General features: G+C 49.7%; 15 protein-coding genes and 1 tRNA gene. 5 read left to right on the forward strand and 11 right to left on the reverse strand.

Features of this window, described 5'->3' with window-relative positions; all coding sequences use genetic code 11:
• Positions 1-1,053, reverse strand: coding sequence for a GNAT family N-acetyltransferase (locus tag H8K27_RS13560; protein WP_186863706.1), 1,053 nt, complete (start codon positions 1,051-1,053; stop codon positions 1-3).
• On the reverse strand, positions 1,050-2,315 hold the full coding sequence (locus H8K27_RS13565; RefSeq protein ID WP_230419303.1) for a YihY family inner membrane protein: 1,266 nt from the start codon (positions 2,313-2,315) through the stop codon (positions 1,050-1,052). The genes H8K27_RS13560 and H8K27_RS13565 overlap by 4 nt, the downstream gene beginning before the upstream one ends.
• 73 nt (positions 2,316-2,388) lie before the next feature.
• Between H8K27_RS13565 and wrbA the strand changes: the two genes are divergently transcribed.
• The 4 genes from wrbA to H8K27_RS13585 are packed head-to-tail and all read left to right on the forward strand — an operon-like array spanning position 2,389 to position 5,266.
• On the forward strand, positions 2,389-3,000 hold the full coding sequence (gene wrbA, locus H8K27_RS13570) for an NAD(P)H:quinone oxidoreductase (RefSeq protein ID WP_186863708.1): 612 nt from the start codon (positions 2,389-2,391) through the stop codon (positions 2,998-3,000).
• Positions 2,997-3,383 carry a DUF2069 domain-containing protein gene (locus H8K27_RS13575; protein ID WP_186863709.1) on the forward strand — a complete coding sequence of 129 codons (387 nt, stop codon included), beginning with the start codon at positions 2,997-2,999 and terminating at the stop codon, positions 3,381-3,383. The genes wrbA and H8K27_RS13575 overlap by 4 nt, the downstream gene beginning before the upstream one ends.
• Positions 3,370-4,779, forward strand: a complete 1,410-nt coding sequence (locus H8K27_RS13580) for an FAD-binding oxidoreductase (protein ID WP_186863710.1) — start codon at positions 3,370-3,372, stop codon at positions 4,777-4,779. The genes H8K27_RS13575 and H8K27_RS13580 overlap by 14 nt, the downstream gene beginning before the upstream one ends.
• 16 nt (positions 4,780-4,795) lie before the next feature.
• Positions 4,796-5,266, forward strand: a complete 471-nt coding sequence (locus tag H8K27_RS13585) for a DUF4124 domain-containing protein (RefSeq protein WP_186863711.1) — start codon at positions 4,796-4,798, stop codon at positions 5,264-5,266.
• Here the strand turns inward: H8K27_RS13585 and H8K27_RS13590 are convergent.
• The 8 genes from H8K27_RS13590 to H8K27_RS13625 form a co-directional block, all read right to left on the reverse strand.
• Positions 5,257-6,348 carry an FUSC family protein gene (locus H8K27_RS13590; protein ID WP_186863712.1) on the reverse strand — a complete coding sequence of 364 codons (1,092 nt, stop codon included), beginning with the start codon at positions 6,346-6,348 and terminating at the stop codon, positions 5,257-5,259. The genes H8K27_RS13585 and H8K27_RS13590 overlap by 10 nt on opposite strands.
• A gap of 341 nt (positions 6,349-6,689) precedes the next feature.
• A complete protein-coding gene (locus tag H8K27_RS13595) occupies positions 6,690-7,466 on the reverse strand; it encodes a transporter family protein (RefSeq protein ID WP_186863713.1) in 777 nt (258 codons plus the stop codon).
• Positions 7,467-7,772: 306 nt separating this feature from the next.
• A complete protein-coding gene (locus H8K27_RS13600; protein ID WP_186863714.1) occupies positions 7,773-8,150 on the reverse strand; it encodes a DUF2946 family protein in 378 nt (125 codons plus the stop codon).
• 285 nt (positions 8,151-8,435) lie between these two features.
• A tRNA-Arg gene (locus tag H8K27_RS13605) sits at positions 8,436-8,512 on the reverse strand.
• Between the two features lie 112 nt (positions 8,513-8,624).
• On the reverse strand, positions 8,625-9,968 hold the full coding sequence (glmM, locus tag H8K27_RS13610) for a phosphoglucosamine mutase (RefSeq protein ID WP_186863715.1): 1,344 nt from the start codon (positions 9,966-9,968) through the stop codon (positions 8,625-8,627).
• A gap of 14 nt (positions 9,969-9,982) precedes the next feature.
• The gene (folP, locus tag H8K27_RS13615; RefSeq protein WP_186863790.1) at positions 9,983-10,822 is read right to left on the reverse strand and encodes a dihydropteroate synthase; all 840 of its coding nucleotides are present in this window, start codon (positions 10,820-10,822) and stop codon (positions 9,983-9,985) included.
• Between the two features lie 75 nt (positions 10,823-10,897).
• Entirely contained in the window at positions 10,898-12,787 is a 1,890-nt protein-coding gene (gene ftsH / locus H8K27_RS13620) for an ATP-dependent zinc metalloprotease FtsH (RefSeq protein WP_186863716.1), read from the reverse strand.
• Between the two features lie 121 nt (positions 12,788-12,908).
• Positions 12,909-13,553: an RlmE family RNA methyltransferase gene (locus tag H8K27_RS13625; RefSeq protein ID WP_186863717.1), complete on the reverse strand. Its 645-nt coding sequence runs from the start codon at positions 13,551-13,553 to the stop codon at positions 12,909-12,911.
• Positions 13,554-13,585: 32 nt separating this feature from the next.
• Between H8K27_RS13625 and H8K27_RS13630 the strand changes: the two genes are divergently transcribed.
• Entirely contained in the window at positions 13,586-14,059 is a 474-nt protein-coding gene (locus H8K27_RS13630; protein ID WP_186863718.1) for a YhbY family RNA-binding protein, read from the forward strand.
• Between the two features lie 121 nt (positions 14,060-14,180).
• Here the strand turns inward: H8K27_RS13630 and greA are convergent, their stop codons facing one another.
• A complete protein-coding gene (gene greA, locus H8K27_RS13635) occupies positions 14,181-14,657 on the reverse strand; it encodes a transcription elongation factor GreA (protein ID WP_176803614.1) in 477 nt (158 codons plus the stop codon).
• Between the last annotated feature and the right edge of the window lie 59 nt (positions 14,658-14,716).

Raw genomic sequence — 14,716 nt, forward strand, 5'->3', positions numbered from 1 at the left:
TCAATGCTGTTTCCATTGACGGATCAACTTTCCAGCAGCTGACTGTTTGAGATTCTGCCGCAGCGAACGGTAGCACATCTGCACATCGCGAATCAGGCGCGGAGCAGCGATGGCTCCCTCGCAAAGGGGAATAAAATCAGTTGCGAAACGCTGTTTGTAAGCCTGCTCTCCCCGTCCCAGATCAATCAGGGTAATGCCATGCTGCTGCGCCTCTCTGGCACAAGCAGCAAGTAGAATCAGGCCCGGCGAAAACTCGGCATAATCCGTGTCATACCATGGAAACCAGTAATGCAACACCTGGCCGGAGCGCATACCAAAATGAGCCGCCACCAGATGATCTCCTGCATGCAGGGTTGAAAGCATGCCGGAAAATTCCGGTGTAGTCTGCTCAAAAATATCATTCACTGCGTCGCGTATCCATGGCACGGCAAATATGTCATGTTGCGCCCCCACTGTTTTAATAAACTGAGCTGACTTTCCCTTCAATAAGGCCAGGAAGTCATCACGGCTGCGGGACTCCATCACAAAGCGCAACGGCCCAGCCTTTTTTTCCAGCTTGCGCTGATTGGTTTCTGTTTTCTTGAATAAAGAAGCATCGCGCAATTGAGTCAGCGTCTGGATATATGCATCAAACCCTCCCGCCAGATTCAATGTCAGCGAACGGCTCTGCTCCCAGGAAAACGCAGCAAACTCCCTGCGCTCCGCAGGCATGTGATTAAAGCCCATATAATGAACCTGCGCTGCACGTAACATCTCTCCGACAGAAAGCATCATTCCGGGCGAACATACCGGCCCCTGATAGTCAGTCAGACTGCCGCCAACCGGCCCGGCAACAAAGGCACTCTTACGCTGGAAAGGGAAAAATCCAATAATCTGATTGTGATCTTCGATCACCAGAACCCTGACATCTGGCTGTGCCACAGCCATGATTCTGGTGTAAGCCGGATGATAATACGGACTTTGAAAAACAGGTGACAGGCTACGCTGATGCTGCCATACACGCTCCAAAGCAACATCAATTTCATCGACACTGATCTGGCTGAATTTCATCATTGCGCGGATGCACTGCTGTTCATGTTTAAAAAATATTGCTCCAGATTTTTTTGCAGGCTGGACTCAATCACTTCCTCTACCAACGCCGACAACTGACTACCCCGCACCGGTTCAAATACGAATACCTTATACACATCAGCCAGCTTGAGCACACCGGGATGAATCGCCAAGGTCCACAATTCGCTCCCCTCCCCGCCACTCCGCCACCATGCTGCAGATTGACTCTGGGACAGATCGGGAGTGATTTTTGCCACCCACCCCATTTCCAGCATTCTTTCCAGCAAACCTTCAATTTCGTCCAGGCCAAACCGGGTCTCCAGCCGGATTTCCGATACCTGAACAATTGCATTGCTTTCTTTTGCTCTTGCCCTGACCAGGACACGAAGGATATTCATGGCATCTTCAAAAGCGCTGCCCGGTGTAGGGACATGCCACCAACGCTCATACTTCACGACAGGTAATGCCGCCGCAATCACTGCGCCAATCAACGTAATGAGCCACGATAAATAAATCCACACCAGAAATATCGGAATAGCTGCCAAAGCACCATACACAATAGTGTAAGTTGGAAAATGCGTGACGAAGATAGCAAATCCACGCTTGGCAATCTCAAATGCACATCCTGCAAACAGGCCGCCCCAGGCGGCATCGCGCCAGTTGACTGTGCGGTTTGGTACCGACATATACAGCAGTGTAAAAGCGCCGGTCGTAAACAAAATTGAGATCAGGGTGAAAACCATTCCGCCCAAAAATGGCACTGTGCCGACCATGCCACTGGTCGCCGTGAACAGATAGGAAGTAATCGAAATCGAGCCACCGATCAGCAATGGCCCCAGCGTCACAATCGCCCAGTACACCAGAATCCGCTGAAACAGCGGACGGGAGCGCTTGACCTGCCAGATCTGATTGAATGAACGATCAATCATCGCCATTGTTGTCACCGCCGTCAGCATTAATGCAATACCGCCGACTGCGGATAGTCTGGTGGCCTTGGTTGCAAACTGCGTCAGATAACCGAGTATCGTATTTGCAATTCCCTTCGGCATCAGATTCTGTACAAAATACGCCTCCAGCGAGGCGCGGAATGTATTAAACAAGGGAAAAGCTGTGAAAATCGCCAGTGCAACCGTCAGAATAGGCACCAGTGCCAATACGGTCGTAAAAGTCAGACTGCCAGCCACCTGCGGCAAACGTCCCTCACGCAAACGGCGACGTGCAAACTGAAACAGATTCTGTAAATGCTTCCAAGATAATCCTGGCATAAAATTCTTCATTCCTTACACAAGGCTGCTATTTTACTGATTGCATGACAATAAAGCCCCATATAATCGCAATATGAATACAACAAATCTCAATATTCTGGTTTTATATTACTCTCGGCATGGAGCAACCAGAAAAATGGCTGAACTGATTGCACAAGGCATAGAGAGTGTCCCCGGCTGCGATGCCCGCTTGCGGACTGTCCCGGCAATCTCTCCGGTATCCGAAGCCACCGCCCCGGATATTCCGGAAAGCGGCGCCCCGTATGCAGAACTGTCGGACTTGCGCGAGTGCGCAGGACTGGCACTCGGCTCGCCCACCCGTTTTGGCAACATGGCTGCTGCCATGAAATATTTTTGGGATGGTACTGCCAGTGAATGGCTATCCGGAGTCCTGACCGGCAAACCGGCCTGTGTTTTCACCTCCACCGGCAGCCTGCATGGCGGACAGGAGTCCACCCTGCTCAGCATGATGCTGCCGCTGATGCATCACGGTATGCTGCTGATGGGTATTCCATACGGCGAAGCCGATTTAATGACCACCTCGTCCGGAGGAAGCCCGTATGGCGCCACGCACTGGTCAGGACTGGATGGGAAACACGCCATATCGGAAGAAAGCCGCCGGCTGACCATCGCTCTGGGTAAACGTCTGGCAGAAACCGCCATCAGGCTGAACAGGGCATCATGATTAGTTCACGCCAAAAGCAGGTTCATCTGCTCGCCTGTTTCAGCCTGATCGCACTGATCCTGTTGTGCATTTCCTGGGAAATGTGGATCGCGCCGCTGCACGCTGGCGGATCCTGGGTTGTGCTGAAATTTCTGCCACTGCTGTTTCCATTACGCGGAGTGCTGGTCAAAAACAATTACACCATGCAGTGGACCTCCATGCTGATCTGGCTGTATTTCACCGAGGGTGTCGTACGCGCCTACAGCGATACAGGGACTTTATCGGCAAGACTGGCATGGCTGGAAATCGCTTTATCACTCAGCTATTTTTTATGGATCATGATCTACCTGCGTCCGCTTAAACAGGCCGCAAAAGCACGTAAAAAACAACATGTCGAAAACTGATTTTTTAAATCTGTGTCGCCAAGTCACCGGAGCAGATCATGTAGTCACCGATGCGGATTCTCTGCAAGCTTACGAATCCGAATGGCGGCAACGCATAAAAGGCAAAGCACTGGCAGCAGTCCGCCCGGGCTCTACCGAAGAAGTCGCACAGATCGTCCGTCTATGTCAGCAGTTCAGGGTTCCGCTCGTACCACAGGGAGGTAATACCGGGTTGGTGTACGGCAGCATTCCCGACCATCAGGGCAACGCCGTGGTGCTGTCCCTGAAACGGATGCAGACAATCCGCGAGCTGGACATAGACAATGAAACGATCACTGCGGAAGCAGGCTGCCTGCTCGCACAAGTGCAACAGGCGGCTGCAGATGCAGGAAAACTATACCCTTTATCGCTGGCATCGGAAGGAAGCTGCACAATAGGCGGGAATTTATCCACCAATGCCGGCGGAACCGCCGTGCTGCGTTACGGAAATGCCAGAGAATTATGCCTGGGGCTGGAAGTGGTGACTGCCAACGGCGATATCTGGCATGGACTCAAAGGGCTGCGCAAAGACAACACCGGATATGATCTGAAAAATTTATATATCGGTGCGGAGGGCACACTCGGAGTCATCACTGCCGCCACTTTAAAATTATTCCCGGCGCCGCGGGCCAGCTGCACGGCCTTGGCTGCCGTTGCGACACCGGATGCAGCCTTGCGCTTATTAAATGCGGCCAAAAATCATCTGGGCCCGACCTTAACAGGTTTTGAGTTGATATCGGACTTTTGCCTGCAATTGGTGCTCAGACATTTTCCAGAGCTGCGTCATCCATTCCAGCAAACTTCTCCATATTACGTACTACTTGAAATTGCCAGTCATGAATCGCAGGAACATGCGGCCGGATTATTGCTGGATCTGCTGGAAAAAGAGTCCGCCCAAAATCAGCTGCAGGATGCCGTCATTGCGGAATCAAGCCGTCAGGCACAAACCTTGTGGAGCCTCAGAGAAAATATTTCGATGGCCCAGGCTGCGGAAGGGAAAAATATCAAACATGATATCGCCGTCCCGGCCTCATCCATTCCGGCATTCATTGCAGAAACCGATGCGCTGCTGCACCGGCACTTCCCCGGGTGCCGCATTGTCTGCTTTGGGCATATGGGGGATGGCAATCTGCATTACAACATCTCCGCGCCCAAACACACCGGCGATATTTTTTTAAAACAACAGGAGCCAATTAACCGTATCGTGCATGATCAGGTTCAGCGGTTTAACGGTTCAATTTCCGCGGAACACGGTTTGGGAACATTAAAGAAAGAAGAGATCCGACGCTACAAATCCACGATCGAACTGAATCTGATGCAAACCATCAAAACCGCACTCGATCCGCACAATCTCATGAATCCTGGAAAAGTTCTGTAACCAGAAAGGAGCCCCTATGTCTCAGCCTGATAACCCTTTTCTGTTGAAACTGAGTTCCCTTATTTTCCTGTTGACGCTTTCAGGCAGCAGTCTGGCAACGGTTTACCGCTGTGAGCAGCAAGGAAAAATTCAGTATAGTCAGACGCCCTGCCCGTCCGGGCAAACAGGACAGGTATTGCATCAACCACTTTCTTCAGTTCCCTCCGAATCGGAAAGAGTGCAGGCTACCGGGGTCGCAAATCAGGAAAAAGCTGCGGCCAATAAGCTGGAAAAAGACCGGCATACCAGAGAGCAAAAACAGGAACGGGAGCTCCGCCAACTCAGCGCACAACGGGAAAAACAAAAAAGCCAGTGCGAGCGGGCACAACTTCAGGTGAAATGGGCGAACGAAGACGTACACCGGGCACAACCCAAAGCAGAGACCAGAGCAAAACAAAAACTAAAGCGGGCGAATGAAAAAGCTGCTCTGGCTTGCCGTCACTCCTGAGCCGCTTTCATTTTCCTGGCGGCATAGCTGAGCATACCTGGATGATGCATGATGCTGCCACCAACAAAACCGACCACACTGCCGATCACAATATCTGACAGCCTTGTCATCACCAGCGTTTCCGGGGGAATGTGAATCGTCCCGCCCTCAGCAAACAGCATCGTCATCGGCGTGATAAAAATCACTGCCAGACCATAGTTCCTGACCACCAGTGACTCTACAATAAAATTCAGAAGAACAATACTGACTGCATACGTCCAGACATTCAGGGAAAGTGAAAAAACCATCCATGCCAGCCCCATGCCCAGTGCGGTTCCTGTGATCCTGTGAATATTCCGGTGCCAGACCGATCTGAAATTCGCGCCCTGCATGATCGCCAGACAGGAAACCGGTACCCAGTAAGGATTAGGCAATTTGAGCATCAGCGACAGTAAATAAGAACCGCCGACAAAAAAACCAACGACACCCGCCTCCAAGGTGATTAAAAATAACTCCTGCTTTGAACGCGATGGCTTTGAGGGCTGCGTCAGCCCTAATACCGGTCCGGGAAAAACAATCAGTGTGTAAATAAAGGCGACCAGGCAAGACAGCATGCATCCCAACGCGAGCAGGCCGATCCTGACCGGAATCAACGCAACATCAAAAGGTAAAGTGCTGCCAATTGTCGCCATAAAAATAAAGAAAAAACTGCCGGGCGGGGAAATCGAATAATAGCGGCAGATGATTTCAACAAGCACGACGGTCAGCGCCAGCACGATCGTAGACAAATAGGGGTTGATGCCAGCGACGATCGCCAGCGTGAAACACGCCAGGAAACCGAAAGTACACATCATCAGACTCTGCATACGGTGAACCAGCGCGGTCTTGGGCAGATATAAAATCACCAGCGTTCCCATACATACCAGCAAAGCATAATCCATCCGGCCATAATAGGCACCGGTAAAGACGGGAATCGCCATACAGACAGAAGCAACGAATGCAATATGCCACGGACGCGAAGGTGTATTCAGCCGCAGCAAATGCCTTACCTCATCCGCCAGATGGCTGAACCATATCCGGATCCGGGTTTTATCAATACGCATTATTCCTTTGCTCCATCTCTCATTTTCCGGCTTACTGACAATTGAAGTGTCAGCCTGAAAACAGTCTTTACCTGCTTATGCGTAGTTTATCTCACATCCGGAATCCATGAGATCGCAGCGGCGTAATTCCATGGTCAATAATTCAGGGTAATTTGAGCCTGAAGCCACCAACTCTTAACAAGGACAGTATTGATTTCAATGCATAGCCTGAGTGATGAAGACGTGTGGCTTCCGTGCCCTCCCGGAAAGGAGAAGTAAGCACGGGAGCCACGCATCTGCGAACAGAAATCATCGGGAAAATGGAAAAAGAAAATACCATCGCGTTTCAATTCAGGTGGACCTTAAAACCCCAGGCTTGTACCCACCGAAACGGTATATTTCGGCGCCAGTTGATATCCATTCAGATTGTGATAAAGCGGTACCTGTAAAAACATATACATCCTGACCCGCTCAGTCATATTCCAGGTGAGACCTGGGCTGATATATAAGGTCTTACCTCCACTATCATCCGGAGACGCATTCACACCGGAATCTTTCGATGAAATCCGTCCATTCAACTGCAATTGCGGAATCCAGGCACCCATAGCTGCATACCGGATTCCTGCATTCAGATTCAAACTTTTTCCCGGTTGATAACCATCACGATGATTCAAAGGAAGCTGGGTCATTGCCTGAACAAAGTAATCCCAGTCAGGAGAGAGTTCATTAAATTGAAAAATTCCTGCAATCAGATCTGTCGTTCCGCTGCCTGGCTGCAAACCGCGATCCAATGGCTGTCCTGCCAATGCACCACTGTTAAAATTTTCAGTATGACTGCCCGTAGCCAGCTTCAGGCCGAACTGAATACCCAGATTATGATTTTCAGTCAGTCCGGTATACCGTCCGATCACCTTCATATCTCCCAGACTATGGGTATGAGATGCTCCGGCATCCGAGCCATCAAAGGCAAAGCCATTCGTTGCATGAGTGCGATCGACATACGGCAGCTGGACAGTGACTCCCCAGTCCGGTGATGCCGTGTAATCCACGCTCGCCGTCAGGTATTGATTTTTTGTGTACAGCTCCTGCTCATGTCCATCGACCGGCCATGTCATGGTTTTACCAGTCCCGTTTCGCATCTGGTTTTGATTCAGATAGTCATAGCGCAGATCGAACCGGAATCCGGGATCGGATGAAAAACCCTGATTTTGCCAATCCGAACTGAGGGAACATCCACAGCTGGCGCAGGAAAATGCAGCTGCAGATGTGAGAGAAAAAATAGCACCCGCCGTTATTTTTAAAAATGTTTTCATGTGATTACGTCGCATAAAGTCTGATGCAACCAGCCATTCACTGGCCCGGTTCGCATCAACAGGTTAGCAAAAATACTGTCATCATCTGACATGAACCAGGCAAGCACCGATTCATTCAGACTAAGCATCCAATCAACATGCAGGCGGTGCGCGGGTCTGATAGGCGTTGTGAAAACGACCTGAAGGAAGTACCTCATCATCCGGTATAACACTAATTGCCGAGCGAATGAAGGCAGGAACAAAACTACGGCTAACGGGAGGATGCGCACTCTGAGAATCCAGACTCAGCAGACAAAGAACACAGTGCTTATCTGATACAGAAAAATCGACTTTCTCAGATAAAAACTGTTTGATCTGAACTGATGGAATTGCCGCACTACAAATGCTATCCGTTCCCGGATTGCCGGCACGGAGACGATGTACCAACGAGGGGGCGATGAATGCAAAAAGCATGACTCCTATCAGGAGCCAGATGATGCGCTTTTTATGCAATTCACTGAAATAAATCATTTTCCGGAAATATTAGACTGTCAAAGTCGGCGTTAATTGTATGCAATATGATTACTGCTTGGTTTGATTCAGAACATAAATTCTTCGGCCAGACAGCAGATGTTTTTTGAAAAAAATAATCCGGCTCAGATTATCATGCAAAGATTGCAGTATTTCACGTTATTACGGTATAACGCACCTCTGTAACTCACCCGGCCCAAAGAATAGATTTTGTGACAATCCCGCCAATGCAAAAGCCCAGTCTGCATACTGGGCTTTTGTATTAAATCACATGCTGAAATTTATTGGCCTGCCCAGCAGGAATCGAACCTGCGACCCCGAGCTTAGAAGGCTCGTGCTCTATCCAACTGAGCTATGGACAGTCTGATTTCCGGATCGGTGCCACGGAAAAACTGAAGGCTGAATACTACATGTTATCCGTCCTTGTTTCAAGAACGGGATGTGATTCATGCCAAATCGGCTGACAGAAATTCGTCAGATTTTATCGATACAGGCAACCAGACGGCGCGCGTAGGAAGTCGCCAGCTCCCTGTCATCCGCTTCAACCATGACACGGATTAACGGTTCTGTGCCTGATGGACGGATTAATACCCGTCCCCGCCCATCCAGCAACGCCTCTACATTCTCTTTTTCCTGCATCAGCGCTTCATTTTTTTGCCAGTTAAAGCCAGGAACAACCCGCACATTTAACAGCACCTGAGGAAACAATGTTAGCTCATCAAAACACGCATCCAGATTTTTTCCCATACGGCGCAATGCAGACAAGACCTGTAACGCGGAAACGATCCCATCCCCGGTTGAATGTTTATCCAGACAGAGCAAATGACCAGAACCTTCGCCGCCCAGTATCCAGCCGTGCTCCTGCATTTGCTCCAGGACATACCGGTCGCCGACTTTGGCCCGGATAAAACCGACACCAAGTTTTTTCATCGCGATTTCAACCGCCATGTTAGTCATCAGCGTGCCGACGACGCCTGCCACGGGGCCAATGGCCAGACGGTCAATCACCATCAAATACAGCAGCTGATCGCCATCGTAAATCTTGCCATTTTTATCGACCATTACCAATCGGTCGGCATCACCATCCAGGGCAATACCCAGATCGGCGTGATTGGCGCGTACTGCAACTGCCAATGCATCAGGTGCCGTTGCACCAACCTTGTCATTAATATTTAAACCATTGGGTGCATTACCAATCGCAATCACTTCCGCACCCAGCTCATGGAATACATGAGGGGCAATGTCGTAAGCAGCGCCATGCGCGCAGTCAACCACGATCTTCAGGCCACGTAAATCCAATTCTGTGGGAAAAGTACTCTTGCAAAATTCAATGTAGCGACCGTTCGCATCACGTAAACGATGCGCTTTTCCAAGATGCTCCGAACTCACGCACTCCATCGGTTTCTCAAGCTCAGCCTCGATTGCTAGCTCAGTTTCATCGGCCAGTTTATTGCCTGACGCAGAGAAAAATTTAATCCCGTTGTCGTCAAAAGGATTATGAGACGCCGAAATCACCACTCCAGCAGACAATCGCAAAGCTCTGGTCAGATAAGCCACGGCGGGCGTCGGCATAGGTCCGGATAACATCACATCCACACCGGCAGCAGCGAAACCTGCTTCCAGCGAAGCCTCCAGCAAATAACCTGAAATACGGGTATCTTTACCAATCAAAACCGTAGGACGTTTATCAGTATGCACTCCAGCCTGTACCAAGACCTTACCTGCGGCATAGCCAAGACGCATCACAAAATCCGGGGTAATCGGTGAAACACCTACCCGTCCGCGAATACCGTCAGTTCCAAAATATTTTCTTGTCATAGTCAATTATCCAGTTACACCAATGCCTGCCACACATTCAATACATCAACGGTTTCAGCGACATCATGGACACGCAAAATCGCTGCACCGCGTTGCGCAGCCAACAGCGCTGCCGCAAGACTCCCCGCCATCCGGTGCTCTACCGGCCGGCCAGTCAGGTCACCAATGATGGTTTTGCGCGAAATACCAACCAACACAGGCAGTTTAAGTTGACGTTGAAGCACATCAACTCCACAAAACAATTCGATATTATGCTGCCTGCTTTTGCCAAAACCAATACCGGGGTCGATACAGATACTTTCCTCAGAAATGCCTGCCCCAAGCAGCGCCTGCACCCGGTCCTGCAGGAAATGTCCGACTTCCGTGGAGACATCCTGATAGTCAGGTGAAATCTGCATGGTCGCCGGTAAATTTTGCATATGCATGACACACAGGCCTGCGTCAGTTCCGGTAACCGCAGCGATTGACTCGGCAGAAGCAAACCCCTTGATGTCATTGATCATGTCCGCACCTGCCAGCAATGCCTCACGCATGACTTCCGGCTTGTAGGTATCGATTGACAAAGGCTTTCCGCAATCGCGCAATGCGAAGATCACCGGCATAACCCGATCGAGCTCTTCATTCAGCGACAGGACTTGCGAACCAGGCCTGGTCGATTCACCACCGATATCAATGATATCCACACCATCCCGTATCATCTGCTCAGCGCGAGAAATCGCGCTGTCCAGAGAGAAAAACTGCCCGCCATCAGAAAATGAATCCGGCGTGATATTCAGGATTCCCATGACCAACGGTTTTGCCCCTTGCTGACGCAAGGGAAACCGGTATCTGCCACATTGAAAATAGGTCGTCATAAAAAATAAAGGCAAGGATTTCTCCTTACCTTTTTTAGATTTTTTGAATTTTATTAATCAATTACGTTATCAGAGTCAGGCAGGCGCTGTGGCATTGGCAGGCATGCCGCCAGAAGTATTGTCGCTGGAGGATTTTCCTGTTGACTGTCCCAATTTTGGAGGGCGCGGTTCCAGACCATTCATGATGTCGTTGACCTGATCAGCATCAATGGTTTCCCATTCGAGCAGCGCTTTCGTCATTACCTCGACTTTTTCACGGTTCGCCTCCAATAACTGGCGGGCATGTGCATATTGTTTATCCAGAATCGCCCGAATCTCCGCATCCACTTTCTGTTGCGTAGCTTCGGAAATTGTTTTGGAGGACATGCCGAAATAACCTTCCTGCTGATTATCCTCATATACCATGACACCCATACTGTCAGACATACCGAAACGGGTCACCATGGAGCGCGCCAGCTTGGTAGCACGGGCAAAATCGTTGGATGCGCCAGTTGACATCTGACCGACGAAAATCTCTTCTGCAATACGGCCACCGAACAGTATCGAAATTTCTTCCAGCATCTTATCTTTGTAGCCGCTGATCTGATCATGCTCTGGCAGTTGCCAGGTCAAGCCGAGTGCAAACCCGCGAGGCATAATGGTGACTTTATGAACCGGGTCTGCCTTAGGTAAAAGTTTAGCAACCACCGCATGACCTGATTCGTGGTAAGCCGTGTTGCGACGCTCTTCCTCACGCATCACCATGGATTTACGCTCAGGTCCCATGAAGATTTTGTCTTTTGCATCTTCAAAATCCAGCATCTCTACCAGTCGCTTGTTACGGCGGGCGGCAAACAGAGCCGCCTCATTGACCAGATTAGCCAGATCAGCGCCGGACATACCTGGCGTTCCGCGAGCAAGAATATCCGCTTTGACGTCGCTACTGATAGGAACCTTGCGCATATGGACATTCAGAATCTGCTCACGACCACGAATATCCGGCAATCCGACTGAAACCTGACGATCAAAACGTCCCGGGCGCAGCAAAGCCTTATCCAGCACATCGGCACGATTGGTTGCAGCAATCACAATCACACCGGAATTTGCTTCAAAGCCGTCCATTTCAACCAGCATCTGGTTCAGCGTCTGTTCCCGCTCATCATTACCACCACCCATACCGGCACCACGGTGACGGCCAACGGCATCAATCTCATCAATAAAAATAATGCATGGAGAATGTTTTTTAGCATTCTCAAACATGTCCCGCACGCGCGAAGCACCGACACCGACAAACATTTCAACAAAGTCAGAACCGGAAATAGTGAAGAAAGGAACTTTCGCTTCACCCGCTATAGCACGCGCCAACAGTGTCTTACCCGTTCCTGGTGGCCCCACCATCAGAATACCGCGGGGAATGCGTCCGCCCAGTTTTTGAAATTTGGTCGGATCACGCAGAAAATCGACAACTTCAGTCACTTCCTCTTTGGCCTCATCACAACCCGCCACATCGGCGAAGGTGACATTATTATTGGTGTCATCCAGCATGCGGGCTTTGGATTTGCCAAAAGAGAACGCGCCACCTTTGCCACCGCCCTGCATCTGACGCATAAAGAAAATCCAGACACCAATCAACAACAGCATCGGGAACCAGGAGATAAACACTTGGGAAAGGAAGGATGGTTCTTCTGGCGGTTTATTATCAAATTTGATGCCATTATTGACCAGATCACCTACGAGGCCGCGGTCAAAAATCGTCAGCTGAGACTTGATTTTCTTACCGTCAGACGTGATGGCAGTCACTGTTCGGTTGGCATCATCAATCGTGGCCTCTTTAATATGCTTCGCTTTTACTTCATCAAGGAACTCTGAATAAGGCACAGAAGCCATACCAGTACCAATGCTCTTCCCTTCAAACTGCTTGAAAAGCGTGAAAAGCACGAGGGCAACCACAACCCATATAGCTGCTTTTGAAAACATATTATTCACGAGAACTCCTTGGACGCTCTAAGCGCCATTTGATACGTAATCATTCATTCTACCCCCATTGGGCAGAGCTTGCTAGTTGACATATGCTGTCAGCATTGACGATTATCAAGTGCAAAATCAGTCATTCCGGATGTTTTAAACCTTTTCCAAGTAAAAATATCTCCGATGATTTGTCCTTGCTCGCTTTAGGTTTTTTATTCATGACGAGTTTGAACTCGTCCTTAAACATATTGACAATATTATTGTAACTTGGACCATGAAAACACTTGACCAGCAAAGAGCCGCCGGGCTTTAAGTGCGCGCGCGCAAAAGCAATCGCGAGCTCAATGATGTACTCTACACGAGCCGCATCCACCGTCGAATTTCCTGACAAATTGGGCGCCATATCCGATAAGACAAGATCCACCTTCCGCCCCACGAGTTTTGATTCCAGCTGATCCAGAACTTCATCCTCACGGAAATCTCCCTGAATAAACTGGACATCCGCAATCGGCTCCATTGGCAACAGGTCCAGAGCAAATATTTCCCCCAGAATCCCCCCGCCTTCCTTGCCAGCGAGCTTGTTTCTGACATACTGAGACCAGCTGCCCGGTGTTGCACCCAGATCCACAATAATCTGCCCCGGCCGGATCAGTTTTTCAGCCTCATCAATCTCTTTCAGCTTATAAACAGCGCGCGCACGGTAACCCTCTTTTTGTGCCAGCTTCACGTAAGGATCATTAATATGATCGTGAACCCAATTTTGATTGAATTTATTTTTTGCCATTCGCGTAAAATACAGCCTTGAAAGGAATTATTATGTTAAAACTTACGCCCGCCGAAAGAAGCGAACTCAGATCCGAAGCCCATGCCTTAAAACCGATTGTATTGATCGGCGAAGCTGGACTGACACCTGCCGTGCTCAAGGAAATCGATGCTGGCCTCAATGCACATGGATTAATGAAAGTCCGGGTGTTTGGTGATGACCGTGAAGCACGTATCGCCATGTACGACTCAATCTGCGCGGAACTGAATGCAGCACCGGTTCAACACATCGGCAAGCTTCTGGTGATTTATCGCCCCAAAACCGACAATATCAAAGAAACCAAGCTGGTTAAAAAGGGAAAAGGCCTGCGCGAAGTCACGATCGTGAAACCCAGTGCCAGCGGCACCAAAAAACCGACTGTTTCCAAAGTAATGGTTAAAGGTAACGAACGCGTTACTCAGGGTGGCAATGTCAAACGCGCCAAACCCCGCCAGGCCAGCATGAAGAAATCGTCTTTGGGGAAATAACAAAGCAATCAGGCATCAGCCACATACAAGATGACCCGGCGCAAGCCGGGTTTTTCTTAAGCGCAATACCTTTTTACTCATTCGCAGAGCGCTCAACGCAGAGCGCTCAAAACGGACAAGATCAGACGTACAACACTTCCAGCACTTCATACTCACGAATACCAGCCGGCGCCTGAACACCGACCACATCTCCGGCATATTTGCCGATCAATGCGCGCGCAATCGGAGATGTAATAGAAACCTTGCTGAGTTTAATATCCGCCTCATCTTCGCCAACGATCTGATAACTGACTTTCTGTTCGTTCTCCAGGTCTTCAAGATGCACTGTTGAACCAAACACCACACGACCTTCCGCATCCAGCGTAGCCGGATCAATGACCTGTGCAGACCCCAGCTTTCCCTCCAGTTCTGCGATGCGACCTTCAATGAACGCCTGACGCTCTTTCGCCGCATCATACTCCGCATTTTCAGACAGGTCACCCTGAGCGCGAGCCTCTGCAATCGCATTAATAACAGCAGGACGCTCCTTTGTTTTCAAATTGTGCAATTCCTGCTTTAACAATTCTGCACCAAACTTGGTGATAGGCACTGTACTCATATTATTCACATTGATCAAAGTAAAAATACAGAGGTCACAGCCGACATAATTAAAACTAT

This window comes from Cognatundibacterium griseum (assembly GCF_014284195.1).
In the GTDB taxonomy this organism is placed as follows: domain Bacteria; phylum Pseudomonadota; class Gammaproteobacteria; order Burkholderiales; family Burkholderiaceae_D; genus Undibacterium; species Undibacterium griseum.

Bases quoted from the DNA above. Each gene is read 5' to 3' on its own strand.
- H8K27_RS13560 (WP_186863706.1), bottom strand. From the start codon at position 1,053: ATGATGAAATTCAGCCAGATCAGTGTCGATGAAATTGATGTTGCTTTG.
- H8K27_RS13565 (WP_230419303.1), bottom strand. From the start codon at position 2,315: ATGCCAGGATTATCTTGGAAGCATTTACAGAATCTGTTTCAGTTTGCA.
- wrbA (WP_186863708.1), top strand. From the start codon at position 2,389: ATGAATACAACAAATCTCAATATTCTGGTTTTATATTACTCTCGGCAT.
- H8K27_RS13575 (WP_186863709.1), top strand. From the start codon at position 2,997: ATGATTAGTTCACGCCAAAAGCAGGTTCATCTGCTCGCCTGTTTCAGC.
- H8K27_RS13580 (WP_186863710.1), top strand. From the start codon at position 3,370: ATGTCGAAAACTGATTTTTTAAATCTGTGTCGCCAAGTCACCGGAGCA.
- H8K27_RS13585 (WP_186863711.1), top strand. From the start codon at position 4,796: ATGTCTCAGCCTGATAACCCTTTTCTGTTGAAACTGAGTTCCCTTATT.
- H8K27_RS13590 (WP_186863712.1), bottom strand. From the start codon at position 6,348: ATGCGTATTGATAAAACCCGGATCCGGATATGGTTCAGCCATCTGGCG.
- H8K27_RS13595 (WP_186863713.1), bottom strand. From the start codon at position 7,466: ATGCGAAACGGGACTGGTAAAACCATGACATGGCCGGTCGATGGACAT.
- H8K27_RS13600 (WP_186863714.1), bottom strand. From the start codon at position 8,150: ATGATTTATTTCAGTGAATTGCATAAAAAGCGCATCATCTGGCTCCTG.
- glmM (WP_186863715.1), bottom strand. From the start codon at position 9,968: ATGACAAGAAAATATTTTGGAACTGACGGTATTCGCGGACGGGTAGGT.
- folP (WP_186863790.1), bottom strand. From the start codon at position 10,822: ATGACGACCTATTTTCAATGTGGCAGATACCGGTTTCCCTTGCGTCAG.
- H8K27_RS13625 (WP_186863717.1), bottom strand. From the start codon at position 13,553: ATGGCAAAAAATAAATTCAATCAAAATTGGGTTCACGATCATATTAAT.
- H8K27_RS13630 (WP_186863718.1), top strand. From the start codon at position 13,586: ATGTTAAAACTTACGCCCGCCGAAAGAAGCGAACTCAGATCCGAAGCC.
- greA (WP_176803614.1), bottom strand. From the start codon at position 14,657: ATGAGTACAGTGCCTATCACCAAGTTTGGTGCAGAATTGTTAAAGCAG.